This is a genomic window from Methanosarcina siciliae T4/M (genome assembly GCF_000970085.1).
GTDB lineage: Archaea > Halobacteriota > Methanosarcinia > Methanosarcinales > Methanosarcinaceae > Methanosarcina > Methanosarcina siciliae.
Genome location: NZ_CP009506.1, coordinates 3458909 through 3475042 on the forward strand (window position 1 = coordinate 3458909; position 16134 = coordinate 3475042).

General features: G+C 42.7%; 10 protein-coding genes and 1 pseudogene. 3 read left to right on the top strand and 8 right to left on the bottom strand.

The features are described from left to right. Positions 1–122 precede the first annotated feature (122 nt). On the bottom strand, positions 123–296 hold the full coding sequence (locus MSSIT_RS23515; RefSeq protein WP_156157451.1) for a hypothetical protein: 174 nt from the start codon (positions 294–296) through the stop codon (positions 123–125). Positions 297–499: 203 nt separating this feature from the next. Between MSSIT_RS23515 and MSSIT_RS14435 the strand changes: the two genes are divergently transcribed. Beyond that, positions 500–1651 carry a methyltransferase gene (locus MSSIT_RS14435; RefSeq protein ID WP_048173263.1) on the top strand — a complete coding sequence of 384 codons (1152 nt, stop codon included), beginning with the start codon at positions 500–502 and terminating at the stop codon, positions 1649–1651. Positions 1652–1776: 125 nt separating this feature from the next. On the opposite strand, the gene MSSIT_RS14440 is transcribed toward MSSIT_RS14435, so the two are convergent. Together MSSIT_RS14440 and MSSIT_RS14445 are read right to left on the bottom strand one after the other, a co-directional pair. Beyond that, positions 1777–2259: a metal-dependent transcriptional regulator gene (locus MSSIT_RS14440; protein WP_048173264.1), complete on the bottom strand. Its 483-nt coding sequence runs from the start codon at positions 2257–2259 to the stop codon at positions 1777–1779. A 400-nt stretch (positions 2260–2659) separates the two neighbouring features. Then, on the bottom strand, positions 2660–3202 hold the full coding sequence (locus MSSIT_RS14445) for a HEPN domain-containing protein (protein WP_156158866.1): 543 nt from the start codon (positions 3200–3202) through the stop codon (positions 2660–2662). Positions 3203–4502: 1300 nt separating this feature from the next. Here MSSIT_RS14445 and MSSIT_RS14450 point away from each other — a divergent pair. Next, entirely contained in the window at positions 4503–4847 is a 345-nt protein-coding gene (locus tag MSSIT_RS14450) for an inorganic diphosphatase (RefSeq protein ID WP_048173267.1), read from the top strand. 124 nt (positions 4848–4971) lie between these two features. Here MSSIT_RS14450 and MSSIT_RS14455 read toward each other — a convergent pair whose 3' ends face one another. Next, positions 4972–5214, bottom strand: coding sequence for a hypothetical protein (locus tag MSSIT_RS14455; RefSeq protein WP_156158867.1), 243 nt, complete (start codon positions 5212–5214; stop codon positions 4972–4974). Positions 5215–6496: 1282 nt separating this feature from the next. Here MSSIT_RS14455 and MSSIT_RS23520 point away from each other — a divergent pair. Then, positions 6497–6691: pseudogene (locus MSSIT_RS23520) on the top strand (IS66 family transposase); the annotation flags it as partial. Positions 6692–6743: 52 nt separating this feature from the next. Here the strand turns inward: MSSIT_RS23520 and MSSIT_RS21390 are convergent. The 4 genes from MSSIT_RS21390 to MSSIT_RS14475 form a co-directional block, all read right to left on the bottom strand. After that, a complete protein-coding gene (locus MSSIT_RS21390) occupies positions 6744–12527 on the bottom strand; it encodes a sirohydrochlorin chelatase (protein ID WP_052721666.1) in 5784 nt (1927 codons plus the stop codon). Positions 12528–12895: 368 nt separating this feature from the next. Next, positions 12896–13720, bottom strand: a complete 825-nt coding sequence (locus MSSIT_RS14465) for a class I SAM-dependent methyltransferase (protein WP_048173270.1) — start codon at positions 13718–13720, stop codon at positions 12896–12898. Next, positions 13713–13934: a hypothetical protein gene (locus MSSIT_RS14470; RefSeq protein ID WP_048173272.1), complete on the bottom strand. Its 222-nt coding sequence runs from the start codon at positions 13932–13934 to the stop codon at positions 13713–13715. Before MSSIT_RS14470 ends, MSSIT_RS14465 begins: the two co-directional genes overlap by 8 nt. 457 nt (positions 13935–14391) lie before the next feature. Further along, the gene (locus tag MSSIT_RS14475; RefSeq protein WP_048173274.1) at positions 14392–16125 is read right to left on the bottom strand and encodes an ABC transporter ATP-binding protein; all 1734 of its coding nucleotides are present in this window, start codon (positions 16123–16125) and stop codon (positions 14392–14394) included. Positions 16126–16134 lie beyond the last annotated feature (9 nt).

Consider the following 16134-nt stretch of genomic DNA (forward strand, 5'->3'; position numbering starts at 1 on the left):
TGATCTATGGAGTTTTTCCAATACATTAATTATGCCTGATTCCTAAGATCTGATGTCCTGAATATAACATCTCCCGTTCACAGCGTTTACTGCCCTTGCTATAAGAAAAATCTTTTATCTTATCAAATGTCATGATATTTTGGTAAAATAGTAATTTTAGGGGCAAATGCATCGGGAATTATCATTTTGAAATATAGATTATCTAGGTTTGGCTCAACACAGTTAATCGAGATCTCTGGAATCCCTTTAATGGCTTGAATTTCTCCGGTTTGATTTCCGGTTTTGATCTCTTTCATTTATTCCTTTAAAAATAGGAGGGTCGAAAAAGGTTTGAATTGATCTTTACTGTGAAACTGCTTCCATGAAACTGTTTACCGCTCAACGAATTCATATTACCCTGTTTACTTTACATTTTATAAACTGTAAATTTACTGTCGAATCAGAGAGATAGGTAAAGAAGTAATGAATCAAAGAAATATATGGGAATAGGAGAAATGGTATGGAAAATAACGAAAATCAAACGGAATCATTTTTTGACTTGCTGGAAAAGCCCGATATAGACCCGGAAAGATTTTTCAAGCTTGTTGATTCTTCTGTTAGGGGTCTGAGGGAGTTCAGGCTCATTGCTGCAGCTATTGAACTTGGGGTATTCGAAGCTCTTAAAGTTCCTTTACCAGCAGGGGTCCTGGCCGAAAAACTTGGCTGTGATCCGGTGCTCATGCCTCACTTCTGCGAGTCTCTGCACAGCCTCGGGCTCCTTGACAGGTTTGAGGAAGGGATACATGAGGACGTAAATGCGCAGATGCGGGAAAAAGACGAATCCGAAGTCGGTACTGAAAACCCGAACCCCGATTCAGGAGGAATGAATGTGGGGGCAGTGTACCTGGTCTCGGAACTGAGTGCAACGTATCTTCTGGAAAACTCTCCTTTTTCCCAGCAGCATTACCTTGCCGAAAGGCTCAGGAATGCTGAACTCTGGACCCGGCTTCCGGAGATTATGATGAAGGGGCCTGAGATTGTCGAGAAAGGTCATTTCTTCGGAGAGGTAGTCCACTGCATGGCTGAAAATGCGCACTGTGGACTGCTGCAGGACACGATCAGGGTTGTGCTGGAACATGTAGATTTTACAAATGTCAAAAAGCTGCTGGACCTCGGGGGAGGACACGGGCTTTATGCGATCGTTTTTTCTAAGTTGAATGAAGGACTTCAGGCTTTTGTTTTTGACCTCCCTCCGGTTACGCACAAGACAAAATATTTCATAGAAAAGTATGGAGCCTCAAATGTGGACATAATTCCCGGAGACTTCTTTACTGATGAAATCGGAAGCGGGTATGACCTTATCTTTTCTTCCTTTAATCCCGGGGGGAAAGTGCCTTCCCTTATCCCGAAGATTTCCGAAGCTCTCAACCCCGGAGGCGTTTTTGTAACCCGGCAGGTCCCTGATGAAAAAATGAAGTCCAGCCCTCTGCTCAGCCTTGATTGGAACCTCTGGACCTTTGAGGATGTAAAGAAAGGAGGGTCAGGATACAGTTTCGAAAACAGTGTCCCCTTTTCCGAATATATAGAAATGCTGGGCAATTACGGGCTTGAAGTCTTCCGGGCACTTGACATGAAAGACGGGTCACGGATCGTATTTGCCTGGAAAGTATAAGTTAATTTTTACAGTGAAAAGGGTACGGGAATAGGAATCCTGAATTGAAAGGGATGTCGCAGTTCCTTCTAACAGGAACTGTTTGATTATATTTTGTGAAGAGTTGAGTTCCGGACAGAAATCACTTAGTTTCCTTTACCATGAACAGGGCATTTATCCCTATTTTCAGGGGAGCAGCTTATATATTCCCCTGTCTGAACAAAATATCTGAAATGTTCTATCCAGATTCTTGATTCATCTTCTTTATCCGTAAATTCTATGAATTTTTTTAATGCCCGCGCCGTTTTTGGGTTCAGGATATGTTCAATCTTGCATGCGTCTTCTTCTGCTGTTTTTTCATCGAGCCCCAAATGCATAAGAAAATCCTTTAGCATGCTGTATTTTTCCCTCGTCTTTCTGGCAATTTCCGTTCCTTTCTCGGTAAGGGTTACTCCACCGTACTTTTCATAATTTATGTAACCTTCCTTATCCAGTTTTTTGAACATACCTGTCACAGTTGAAGGGCCGAGTTCCAGCTCTTTTGCTACATCTTTAACTTTAGCGTACCCTTTTTCTTCTACAATTGATGCAATAATTTTCAGATAGTCTTCATCTCTTTCCGTTGTCATAAAACTCGAACCCTTTTTTACGTACCGAATATATTTCGATGACTATATTTAGTTATGCAGGAAAGACATATAAGTGTAGCTGTCTTAACTTTTTTGGCTATACATATACTAAACAGGGGGAAAAAGAATGGAGATAAAAGAACTTTTAGAGGATTCCAAAATTAAAATATGGGTCTCAGAGTAAAAAATAAACAGAACACTGGTTTTTCGGTATCATGTAAGAGTTTTGATGTGATTTTTCGGTTTTGTATAACCTGTATAATCGAATAGAGTTATACAAAGTACTGGTTATACAAAACTCTGTAAATGCAGCCTCAATGAGGGCAGGCTTGTGTTTTTGCAATTACATGGTTTAATTCTTGTTATTGCCAGACACAAAATCCGCCTTTCTGATTAATTATTAAGTCTTTAATCGGTTTGCAAAGGCTTCGAGAGCGCACACAAAACAATCCATGAATCCAACATCTGAACTAGCAGGTTCGCCTTTTTCGAATAAATAACGCCATTTCTTAAATACATCCTTGTTTTTTTCAAGCAACTCTCTGAATTCCGAGTCCTTGTATCCAGCCGCAATAATAATTTTAGTTTGAATCTCTGGTTTTAGGTTATCATATAGTTCTTTTAAGTCATGCCCCCAAGAAGGCTCACCTTTTACAGTTATTATATACTTAAGGTAAAGTTCTGCAGAAAAAGCTAAATTTACAACCATTGGGATTCCTAACATATTGGATTTCCCATCAGGTAATGCGTTTTCTATCTGGCATCTGTAAGCGGATTCCTGAAACGAGTGTGCCATGCTCTTCAAGAATTGTAAATCTGCATCTTTACTGGTAGGATTATAACTTATTTTATATTCAGATATACGTGAACCTATCACAACTTCCATTCTATGTGGAGTTTTTTCAGTGTTCGGTTTGTTATTTCCTGAATTCATTTCGATCAATCCTGGTTTTTTTGAGTAGAAAAATGTAAAAAGATTTGATTTATGGAACTAGATAGAATTCTTTGGTTTTTACAAATTAACTGACAAAAAATAGAGACCTAGAAAAGTCTCTGAATTAAGATTTTTTACATCGTAGAAATGAAAAAATTATAGGGGTAGCGATTATGATGAGATATTCTAAGATAGATGACATCAAATCAATATCACTAAGCGATGCTAATTTCAAGTCTACTATTATTGAAATTATTAAGTTTAGACTCATGTTCGTGTAGATTCTTTACTATTTAAGGTAAGCATCGTTCAAAAACAGATAAAGTACTTCATCATTTACTCAAACATGCATCTAATCCCGTAATTATAAGATGATTATAGCATATAATAAGATTATTATGACATATTATGAGATTATTATGGCAATGTTTAAGTAGCAGAATTCACCATACTACCATAGTAATACATGTGTAGTCATTTTACCGTAGTAATGGTAAAATACTTTAGTCTGAATTTGTCGTTGGAAACTTTGCCTGAAGTCCTGGTAAGATGCAGGCAAAGTCTCAGCGATAAATTTCAATCAAGCAACTTTTTTAGTTCTGTGTTACATCAACTCCAGAGGTTATTAATTACTGTCCTAGTATTTATATTCTATAGATACCATCCTTATGAGCTTCGCCAACAGTTTGGAAAAGATTCTTCTGTATGGGGAAAAATGTAGAAAAATGTACAAAAAGTAACTAAATTAATTTACTTTTTGAGCAGAAATATTTAGAGGTATTAATTTTTAAAATATTTTATATGAAAATATCATTTACAAACTTTTCCTTTGGGCAGCCTATTTGAATTTTTACATTCTTTTTTGGCTAAATATGTTTTTTCCTATTGCCTTTGTGTGTAATACTGTGTGTAATAATTCTAGACAACTAACTCTAATAATTATAAATAAGTTCATTACAATAAAAACGGGAGTAAAAAAGCATTCCAACTTTAAAAGAGAAATTGAGTACAAATCTGAAACCGAGTTTAGGTTTATATTTGGCCATATTTTTCTTAAAGGGGTTATGCCTGCAATCACGTTTCAATCCCTCTAAGGCTGATTTTAACAATTGTGAGTTCCGGAAGATATGCAAGGCTGGGTGCCTCGTGCATATTTGCATAATGGAAGCATTGAAGAGATAGATGATTGTTGTCCGGTAAAAGCAAATTTAGATCTGGAAAGATTCAAAAACATAAAAATAAAATTTGAGCCTTCAAACAATTTGGTACACGATGGTTATCCATGTACCAACATATGCAGGTCTAATAAATGATTAAAAATACGAAAGAATATCTGAACAAAATCGTTCATATTGAAATGGATCGGCCCCTGGGCAGTTTTCATCCCAGATATGGATTTAGATATGAAATCAATTATGGTTTTGTGCCGAATACGGTAAGCGGAGACGGGGAAGAAATTGATGCATATGTTATGGGAGTTAATGAGCCGCTTGAAGAATTCGATGGCAAGTGCGTGGCTATCATATGCAGATCAGAAGAAGATGACGACAAATTGGTGGTTATACCTGAAGAATTAGGAGATATTTCTGATGAGGAAATAATAAAAGCTACATATTTTCAAGAAAAGCGCTATCATATTACTATTAATAGATAATTTTGCAGATGATATCTATAGACCTCATGATTTCGTTGGAATGGGGAGTTATTCTCATTCCAGGAATAAGAAAAGGGGTTTAGAAAAGTGGATATGTTCGAACCGTTTTTTCATTCTTTTTGCATTATTCCTCTCCCATTTCTTTTCTGAATTCTATGTAATCTCGCTCGACTTCTTCAAGTTCGTATTCCATTTTACACCACCATTTTGGATTATTAGGATTACAGTTCTTCCTAAAGATTTTACAGTCAGGAATTAATATGGTTGAATGGGTAACAATAGCATAGGATTCAGTGGCAGAGAATTCCTGGGATCTGCACATTAAATGGCCATTCCTGAACACAATTTGCTTTTCACATATAAGCACGCATTTTTCACGGAAAAGGAATACAGGACAGATATTTTCGGGAGTTTTTCAAAGTTAGCGGAGGCGTCTCTATCCTGCTCTTCCTTCCCGTTGGTCGGAGGAGTTCAAAAGCCTGGAATTTGTAACCTGTTGTCTTAAAGTGTTATATACCTGCATTTCTTCTTAGTTGTGATCTCGTATGTTATCCATTGCGGTAGATTTGCCAGCACTCAGTTTAGAGATGTTCCTTGCTTTTGAACTCCGCTTCGTGTTTGTCGAGTTTTATCATACGCCCCGAGAGTTCAAACCTCCTGGTTAACTTCTTTTAATATAAGCTATGGCAGTGTCGTGAGTTTGCTGTAGATCCCGTATATTATATTTTAATTCTGTTCTTTTATTTCTTAATGTGTGGAACTTTTTGACCAAACAATTTCCGGCACTTGGAACTTTGGGACTTGGAACTTTACATCTAAACCGGACATTGCCAAAAGTGTGTCTTTTGTGACTTTTTCAGTTAACCTTCTTTTGGAATTCGTATTCTCATATTTTTGATTTTGAAGTATCAGTTTTTAGCTTTTTGTGAGATGCAATTTAGGAGTTAAGTTTCTGTTTAATAGTTCACCAATTCTTATTTCCTCAGTCTAGTTTCACCTCCTTTTTCCTGAAAATATTATATCTATTTGGTTTAAATCCCGCCAAGCTTTAAATGGTGTTTTTTGGTTAAGCACCGGCGGACTCCCATATTCCCATCGTATTCGGTTTCCCGTATTATTCAGCCATTTTCTATGTTGCAAAAATTTATTTTGGCTTACTAATCTTTTCCACATACCTGTAATGTACCGGGAACTATTTATAATTTTCGTATATACGAAAATTATTCTAATATATGAAATATAATCTGAATAGAAAATAATATTAGTAATAACAAATCATTTTGTATATACAAATAAAAGTTATTTTGGCATTTCATTTCAAGCAATAAGATATGCTCGCACCCCCCTAAAAAACGCACATGAATGGTCTTCTTCTGGCGTCCTTATCTTGACTTCAGCGTGGCAGTCTTTGATATCCAGGCCATCGAACACGCAACCTGCAGGACATTAGAGCCGACAAAGAATGCTTTGAGAATTTAGAGTTTTTTGAAAGCATTATTGAAGAGAACTATAAGCAGTAGTAGGCTAAAGAAATGAATGAATTGCTCACTGGGATGAAATCCTGAAAAGTAAGGAAAACGTGGAAAGAAACCAAAAACCAAGGCAAGAAATCTGCTGGACAGGTTTATAGAACCCAAAGAAAAGACTCTGAGATAGAAAAGGCTCTTAAATTCCTCACAGATTTAAAAGTTCCGTTTGAGAAAAATCAAGCAGAAAGAGATGTCAGGATGGTGAAACTACAGCAAAAAATATCGGGAATTTTCAGAAAACACATGGGTCACAAGCCTTCTGCAGAATTAGAGTGTACATTTCTACATTCAGAAAGAACGGGGTGCCTGTTTTAGAGGGTATTATAGCGGCGCTCTGGGGAGCGCCGCTAACTTATACCCCGAATAGTTACTTGATTTCTTCAATATGGCCCGAAACATAGGTCACAAATATCGGCACGGTGATAATGCGTTCAACACCCTGCTCTTCCATACTGGCAACTGCCGTCCAGATATCTTCACCTTCAACAAATTCTAAGAAGCCCAATTCTACAGGATACGGACAATCAATAGCTTCTACGGCATCCCGTATAGGTTGGTTCCACTCATCTTCCGGGGAGCCTGGTGCTACTATCAGTATCCCGATTGTTGAGGACTCACCTCCGGACTCACCTCCGGACTCGCCTCCTGACTCACCTCCTGTTTCTTCCTTCCCTATCTGGGGCGCATCGGATGCGCCGTTGATGGCCAGGGTACTGGTGCAGTTTTCAATGGTGGAATCGTAGGCGTATCCCGCGATGCTACCCACTGTAGAACTCCCACCGGTAATGCTGCCCGAAGAGGTAGAATCCGCAATTGCATAGGATGAAGGTACCGGCCTCTCATCTGCATAAAACTCATGATAAAAGCTCCCACCGACAAGACCTCCTATGAGCTCAGTGCTGTTCACCACTGTGATGTTGACATTCGCCGAGCACCCCTTTATCTCTGCGGGGGCATCATCACCAAAGGTACCCGTAAAGCCCAGAAGTCCCCCTACCAGGGTATTGTTTTCACCTAAAACCATGATGGAAACGTCGGCATGGCAGTTTGTGACCTCGGCTCCTTCCCGGGCGTAGCCAGCGTTGCCAGCCAGTCCGCCCAGGCCAAAGCAATTGTCTCCTTCTGCCGTTATCGTGCCTGTCGCCGTGCAATCCCGGACAGCAGAGTTCCCTTCCTGTCCGCCGAGTATAACACCTGCGCAACAGCCGTCGCCCAGGACCACAATATCCGCCACAGCGTCACAGCCAATAAGATCTCCAAAGGTACCGCCAGTTATGCCACCTGTTGCCTGATAGCCCTGGACTGTATTAATGCCAGTCAAAGTTACATTCTCCAGGACGCAATCCAGAGCCTGGAATCCGATTACGCCACCTACCAAAAAGTTTCCGGTCACGTTCACATTTTCCACTTTCAGGTCGTATATGGAGCTTGGATTTTCCCCGTCTCCGACAGCGCACCCGAATAAACCAACCGACATCCCTTCCGGCTGATCGATAGTCAGGTTGGAAATGGTGTATCCGTTGCCGTTAAAGGTGCCGGTAAAGGCTAGTTCCGGATCCGGCGTCTCTTCATCCTCCGGGTCGTCAGACAAAGGCTGGAAAATACCGATGGGCTCCCAGTTCTCGTAGCCGGAGAGGTCGATGTTCGCCGTTAAAACGAAGTCTTTATCCAGATAGTTGCGCACCCGGTCAAGCTGTCCCGCTGTTGAGATCCGGTACGGATCGGACTCCATGCCGCTGCCGCCCTCAAAGACGGTGCTTTCCCCTATGATTAACAAGTTATCGGAATCTTCCCAGCGCAATTTTTCCACTACTTGAGCCCGGAGAGCTTGAAAGGTCTTTTTTTCCTCAGAGCTTGCGGTATTATTTTTAACCTTGTTTTTTAAGGCATAGAAGTTCTCCGGAAATACCTCGGGACGCGCCTTTACTGTTAATGTCCTGCCACTTTCATGATCAGTAATCTGATAACTATAATAATCTCCATTATGAAGCCGTTCTTCCAGACGATATCCAGCGGTACCCAGTATGGTTTGCAGTGCCGCTTCAGTGCCTTCTGAGCTTGGTCCGACTGCTGTAAAACGACTGCGCTCAGCAACAGCTCCAGGGCTCAAAACCCCAAGCGCTTCCTGCATAGCCCGATAAGCAAAGGAACCACAAACACAAACCTTTCCTCCTTCCTCCAGAGCAACATCAGAATACTGGATTACATGTGTCTGTCCTGATTCCTGCATTTTTATGTCTCCGATAATCGCATCATTGGCACGAAATGCAATATATTGGGCCACGTTGGCATGAGGCAATAGTGCCCTTTGTCCGGCTTCGGGGTACAGATAGGTTATACCCTCCAGGCTGGTGGGTATTTTACTGTCAGTATAAACTCCTTCACTCAACATAACCGGCATTACTATAACTGTGCAGTCAGGATTATTCTTTTTTACCTCTTCGACCACGGTTCTTATGTTGGGTGTTCCAGCTCCCACAAATCCGTAATGTACTTGCTTGAAGCCCTGTATTTGCTGCAGTTTATCCCCCAGGGATGCCATCTTTTCTTTCCAGACAGCTAAATTTTCCGGATTAGATGTACCGTGAGCAACCAGAACCACTATTTCATTCTCAGCATCCTGGCTAAGGTTTTTCAATCTTTCATCGAGAATTTCGGCAATCAATAAATGATCATCTAAAGCGGAAGTCAATTCCACAGTGGCGGTTTTTTCGATTCTTTCCAAACCTTCTTCTTGTGCTGCTGCATCGTCCAGAGAGCTGGGTAAACCGAGCATGTATTTTATTTCTTCCATGTGGCTAGAAGCAGAACAAACGAATATAGGAACAGCCACAATTCGTTTCACTCCCTTTTCCTCCAGTGCCTGCACGGCCATGGCTATGTTTTCTGTTTCCGCATCCAAAAAGCCTAATTCTACTGGATAAGGTACTTCAACCTCGGCTACTGATTCGCGTACGCGCTGGTTCCAATTTTCATCTGACCCATGGGCTACTACTAATATTCCTATATCGTCAGTCTGCTCTTCATTTACAGCGTAGCCAATCTGTTCAAGAACGCCATCATTCCATGTCATGGTGCTGGTACAATTTTCCACAGTGGAATCGTAGGCATAGCCCGCGATGCTTCCTACTTCGTTTCCACCGCCAGTGATGCTACCCGAGGTGTTACAGCTGTTGATCGCATAGCGCGCAGGCACCGGCCTAGCTTCTGCAGCCAACTCATGATAGAAGCTGCCGCCGACAAGACCACCTACACGCTCAGTGCTGTTCAACACTGCGATAGTGACATTTGCCGAGCACTCTGTTACCTGGGTTGGGAGTTGCTTACCATAGGTCCCAGCATAGCCAAGAAGCCCGCCGACCATGGTATTGTTTTTACCGCAAGCTGTAATGGAAACATCATCGGCATGGCAGTTTATGACTTCGATTCCTTCAAATGCACCACCGATCAGCCCTCCCAGCGCAAAATAATCTTCTCCTTCCGCTGTCACAGTGCCTGTCGCAGTGCAGTCGATAACTGAACAAGCGTTCAGGGCACCGCCTAAAACACCTGCGGAATTGGCGGCATCGCCCAAGAGTACGATATTCGCTGCAGCGTTGCAGTTTTTCAGCTCCGCAGAACCTCCGCCTATATCGCTGCCTCCTAAAATGCCACCCACATAAATGTTACCCTGAACTCTGTTATCGCCAGTAAGAGTTATATTCTCCAGGATACTGTCCGCATACTGAAAACCAACTACTCCGCCGACACAAAAGTTTCCGGTCACATCCACATTTTCCAGAGTTAGATCGTATATGTGAATGGGGCCTTCCTGCTTCCCGGCAACACACCCGAATAAACCAACCGACATGCCCTCCGGCTGATCGATGGTCAGGTTGGAAATGGTATATCCGTTGCCGTTAAAGGTGCCGGTAAAGGCCAGTTCCGGATCCGGCGTCTCTTCATCTTCCGGGTCGTCGGACAAAGGCTGGAAAGTACCGATGGGCTCCCAGTTTTCATAGCCGGAGAGGTCGATGTCCGCCGTTAAAACGAAGTCTTTAACCAGATAGTTGCGCACCTGGTCAAGCTGTTCCGCTGTTGCGATCTGATAGGGGGATTCAGTTGTTCCGTTTCCACCCGCAAAAACTCCGATGGAATCATAGGCACGGGCAACAATCAACTGAGAAATTTTATCATGGGGCAGTAAAGAACGCTGTCCTTCCTCCGGATATACATAAGTTAATCCGGTTAGAACTTCAGGAATCGTAGTGCCTGTGAATGTGCCTTCGGAAAGCATCACCGGCATAACAATAACGGAAGCTCCGGGATTTTCCGCTTGCTGCGCTTCTACCACTGCCCTGGCATTCGGTTCACCCATAGCCACAAAGCCGTAATCTACATCCAAAAATTGATAGTTCTCTTTAAGCTGTTGCCCTAAAGATTCCAGGTTATTTTTCCAGACTGCCAGGTCTTCCGCGTCCGAGGTCCCATGAGCGACCAGTACCACGATTTCCTGATCTGCCTGCTGGCTAACCGTTGCAATACGGTCATCTAAAATTTCCGCTACCAATGGATGGTCATCCAGGGCCGATGTCATTTCAATCTCGGCATTGTGCGAAACTACTTCCAGCCCTTCCTCAATTGCTTCTTCTTCCGTAATGGAACTGGGAATTCCCAGTATGTATTTGATTTCTTCAATATGACCCGAAGCCGAGGCCACAAATATCGGCACGGTGATAATGTGTTCAACACCCTGTTCTTCCAGACTGGCAACTGCAGTCCCGATATCTTCACCTTCAACAAACTCCAGGAAACCCAATTCTACCGGATACGGACAATCAATAGCTTCTACGGCATCCCGCACCGGCTGGTTCCACTCATCTTCCGGTGAGCCATGCGCTACTACCAATATCCCGGTTGTTGGGGGCACCACTCCTGTTTCTTCCTTCCCTACCTGAGGTGCATTCTCTGACACGCAGTTTATGGTCATAGTGCTGGTACAATTTTCCACGGTGGAATCGTAGGCATAGCCCGCGATGCTGCCTATGGATTCAGAGCCGCCGGTAATGCTACCCGAAGTGCTGCAGTTCACGAGCCCATACATAGTCGGTGTGGGGTAATACTCCTTGTATTGCTCCAGGTAAAACCCGCTTCCCACCAGTCCGCCTACCCTGCTCGTACTGTCTGACACGATAATGGTGACATCAGCCGAGCAGCCCGTCACCCGGGTGGGGTGCTCCGCGTCAGAGGCTCCCGTATGCCCCAATAACCCCCCTATCATGGAATTGTTTTTACCACAAGCTGTAATGGAAACATCATCAGCATGGCAGTTGGTGACCGCCGCTCCCTCAATTACGCAGCCGGCCAGTCCGCCCACTCCATAACGATTGTCTCCTTTCACTGTCACCGTACCTCCCGTCGCCGTGCAGTTGAGCAACGAACCGTCCTCCAGGCCGCCGCTCAAAACACCCGCGTGGTTCGCGCCATCGCCCCGGAGCACGATGTCCGCCGCAGCGTTGCAGTCTTTCATATCACTCAGGCTGCCGCCTGTAATTCCGCCTACGTTGGTGTTGCCCCTAACCGTATTTTGATCGCCGGTCAGACTTAGGCCTTCCAGGTTTCCGTTCAAATACTGAACGCCGAGCATGCCCCCCACAAAAGCGTATCCGGTCACATCTGCATTTTCCACTGTCAGGTTGGATATGGAGCTTGGATTTTTCTCATCGCCGACGGCGCACCCGAATAAACCAACCGCCGTGCCTGCAGGCTGATTGATGGTCAGGTTAGAAATGGTATACCCGTTGCCGTTAAAAGTACCGGTAAAGGCTGCTTCCGGATCCGGGGTCTCTTCATCCTTCGGGTCGTCGGACAAAGGCTTAAAAGTACCGATAGGTTCCCAGTTCTCGTAGCCGGAGAGATCAATATCTGCGGTCAGGATAAAGTGCTTATCCGGAAAGCATCGTACCCGATTAAGCTGCTCTGCTGTTGTAATCTGGTATGGGTCTGACTCCGTTCCGCAGCCCCCTGCGAACAACGAAACTGCTGTTTCTTCTTTATCCGCATGGGATGAGTTTTCCGACGTATGATTGATGGTCGCAGTGATGGTGCAGTTTTCCGCCGCAGGATTGCAGGCATATGCAGTGGCTGAAAGTAACGAAATAACCACTGCCACTGTTAATAGCATAGCGAAAATTTTTCTCAGTTGCCACTTATTACTTAAGATAATGTGTGGTTTTCCCATAATAAACCCCTCTTCATATCATTTTTGGAAATCTTTTGTCTAAATGTGCAAATAGTTGATATTCTGGTCGATAGCATACGCTAATCTTTTCAAATCCGCGTTTCTTTGATGAAATCCGATCAATTGAACGGCATCATAATCGTATTCTGTACTTTATTCCTCTGGATTTCTGAAAATTCGTCCCTTATTATCACCTCTTTTCTATAATATCAATGATGTTTCTGGCGCGATGCGCCACCATACTAGAGTTATGCATTGCAGCAACGATGATCTGGCAGTATACGCAGGAAATCCCGGTCTTAAGTGAATTGCAAATGGACTATCCTGTTATTGAAATGATTTTTAAAAGCAGGAATAACAGCCAGCCAGCCCAGCCAGCCCCACCTGTCTTTGTGATAATCGAAGTAATTCCACTCATTGACCACTTTAATTAGCTGATTGTAGGTTTCCAATTCCTGGCTATCTTTTATCCCCCATCGAAACTTAGCATCCATCCTGCCGATGGCATCATGTCGCTTGCTCATCTTCACGATGTCCGGGCTCATAACTTCCAGAAGCATTTCTCCTCCCGGGAATTCGGAAATCAGTTTATTCAGCAGGGTTTTGACTTCCTGCACGGTAAAATACATCAGCAGCCCTTCGGCAATGATCAAAACCGGTTCGTCAGTTACACAAATTTCGTCCATCCAGGAATCATCAAAGACCGATTTGGCAATCATCCTGTAGTGGTCAGTTTCGACAAAAAAATTCTGCCTGATGCGGATTACTTCCGGTAAATCCAAATCGTACCAGTGCATCCTGCCATTATCTACCTGCACAAAGCGTGTATCCAGTCCACAGCCTATGTTAACCACTACAGCATCGGGGTACTTTTGAATGAAACTCCGCACCGCTTGATCCAGAAGTTTTGTCCTCACCACAACCCCGATCTGGGATTTCCATGCATTGGCAAATTTCGTGAAATCATAGTCAAGTCCATTCATTATCTCCGCTGCTTTTGTATCTTTAATTATCGGACAGGTTTGTTCTGCTTCAACGGCCCGCGCCCACAGCGGGATAAGCAAGGTCTCGGGTATACCCTGTAAATTCGGTGTTATATCCTGTAAATCCGGCTTATTATCCATACTTATAGAATCCCCCATCTTTCAATTGAGAGTCAGCATAGTCGGATAAGTTCGGAAGCTTCTCCTCTCGAATTAACCTCTCTGTTTCCCAGCAAACCTCCTTTTTGCCGTCTTCTTCAAGGCCTCCTTCAATTGGCATTAATATGAGTCTTATTCCGTTTTTCGCATCTGAAAAGATTTTCCAATTTTTCGGAATTTCCTCACATTTTTCCAAATTTATGTTTGGGATGCGAATATTTTCCTCAAACTTGAAATGTTGTAGTAACTATTTATAATTTTCGTATATCCGAAAAATATGCTAGTATATGAAATACTATTTGTTAAAAGAAATTAATTTGTAAAATAATATATTATTTGCATATACGAAAAACTCTTTCGCTCTGCTCGGGATCTCAATAAACTCCTGAGAAGTATCCTGAAATACTGTCCAGTCAGATATGTGCCAATTTTTTTCAAATCTTCAAAGAAACACTTCAAGATCTAAACATTTTTAACTTTTTCATAGGACTAATTCGATATGCTCCGCTGTTTGGATGGCAAATTCTTACCTTAAAACCGTTCACTATATCTGGAATACCTTGTTGATGTTGGAGAGCAGACTCTCCAGTGTGAACCCTCTTACATTCCTGCCGGACAGCCGGATGCAGTCCTAATTCACATCCCCAAAAGTATTAATTACTTTGATATTGCGCCTTTAACATTGAGGAAAAAATTCCTTGTTTTTCTTTTAATTCAAAAGGTGTGCCTGTTTCTGCGATAACCCCGTCTTTAATAACAACAATCTTATCAGCCCCTGAAACTGTTCTCATACGGTGCGCAATAATCAAAACGGTTTTGTTTTTTATAAGCTCACTGAGTGCCCTTTGGATTTTGCTCTCATTTTCCGCATCAAGAGATGCTGTAGCCTCGTCAAGCAGGATAATTGGAGCGTCTTTCAGTATTGCTCTGGCTATTGATATACGCTGTCTTTCGCCTCCCGATAATTTTTCCCCGTTTTCTCCTATTAAGGTGTCATATCCTTGCGGAAGCTTCTTTACGAACTCATCGCATTGGGCCAGTTGTGCTGCCTTCATTACTTCTTCATCCGGTGCTTCTTCCTTCCCAAGACGGATATTATCCATAACTCTTGAATTAAAAAGCGTAACATCCTGAAAAACAATTGAAAAATTATTCAGAAGGGTTTCGGGATCAATCCGAGAGATATCTTCTCCGCCCAGGGTTATGACTCCTCTGTCGATATCCCAGAAACGAGCAGACAGTTTTGCAACCGTGCTTTTCCCGCCGCCGGAAGGTCCTACAAGCGCCGTTACTTCGCCTTGCTTTGCGGTGAAGTTTACATTCTGCAATGTTTGCACACCGTCTTGATAGGAGAAGTCCACGTTCTTGAATTCGATATCGTAGTTTTTCGGATGAAATTCAGTTCTTCCCTCCTGTCCTGGCATTCCATCCATCTCTTTCATGCGTTTTATCCGTACGTTGAGATATATAAGCGCTGCAAAGTTGTTCAAAGCGTCCATAATCGGATTATAAATGCGCGCAGTGACGACAAGAAAAACAATGTAAGTAAAAATACTTATATCCCCGGTTGACAAAAGATATGCTCCGGCCAATATGACACTGGGAAGACCAAGCTTTAAAACAGCGTAAGAAAGGTTGATGAATGCGCCAATCAAAAGCTCTGTTTTAATCAAAAACTTTTCGTAGTTATCCAACTTTGCGTTTAACGCCTTTGAAAAAGCCTCTTCTCTGTTATAGGACTTTACTTCGTGGACAGAATCAAGTCCCTCTTGAATATTATCCGAGATATCTCTTTTTATATCATATATTCTCACCTGTGTACTATTTTGAAACTTTCTCGAAAGATAAAAAACCAGGGCGGCAACCGGAACTACCCAGAATACGGCAAGGGACAGTTCCCAGTTATAGAAAAACATCATCACTCCCATGATCAGAAGAGTCAACCCCGCTGCATAAAGCTGGGGAACCGTATGGGAAAAGAGCAGCTCTATCTGTGTTACATCTTCCATGATGGTAGAGCTTAAATCGGCAATATTTTTTTTGCCAAAAAAAGCTAATGGAAGCTTTCTTAGCGTTTCAGCCAGACTGATCCGTCTTTGAGCACTTTCTTCATAAATTTTCGTGTAGGCCGAATCGTACTGAAAGGTGGCGATAACAAACATTATCATGAAGGACACGGCAGACAGAATAACGTAGTAAAAAAAGCTGCTTTTCTGGCTGGTTGAAGAATTTATCAGGGAGCTTATGTGTTCATCGAGGAAATAAAAGCTGAGGATTACCGGAGCCAGAAAGCTGATGTCCATCACTACGGTCCAGATTATCGAGTGAAGAAGGTCTTTTGCGCCTTTTTCAGACATAGCATATTTGTTTTGAAAATATTTTATCATATTGACCTC

Coding starts and splice junctions, on each gene's coding strand:
- MSSIT_RS23515 (WP_156157451.1), bottom strand. CDS start 296: ATGAAAGAGATCAAAACCGGAAATCAAACCGGAGAAATTCAAGCCATT.
- MSSIT_RS14435 (WP_048173263.1), top strand. CDS start 500: ATGGAAAATAACGAAAATCAAACGGAATCATTTTTTGACTTGCTGGAA.
- MSSIT_RS14440 (WP_048173264.1), bottom strand. CDS start 2,259: ATGACAACGGAAAGAGATGAAGACTATCTGAAAATTATTGCATCAATT.
- MSSIT_RS14450 (WP_048173267.1), top strand. CDS start 4,503: ATGATTAAAAATACGAAAGAATATCTGAACAAAATCGTTCATATTGAA.
- MSSIT_RS14465 (WP_048173270.1), bottom strand. CDS start 13,720: ATGGATAATAAGCCGGATTTACAGGATATAACACCGAATTTACAGGGT.
- MSSIT_RS14475 (WP_048173274.1), bottom strand. CDS start 16,125: ATGATAAAATATTTTCAAAACAAATATGCTATGTCTGAAAAAGGCGCA.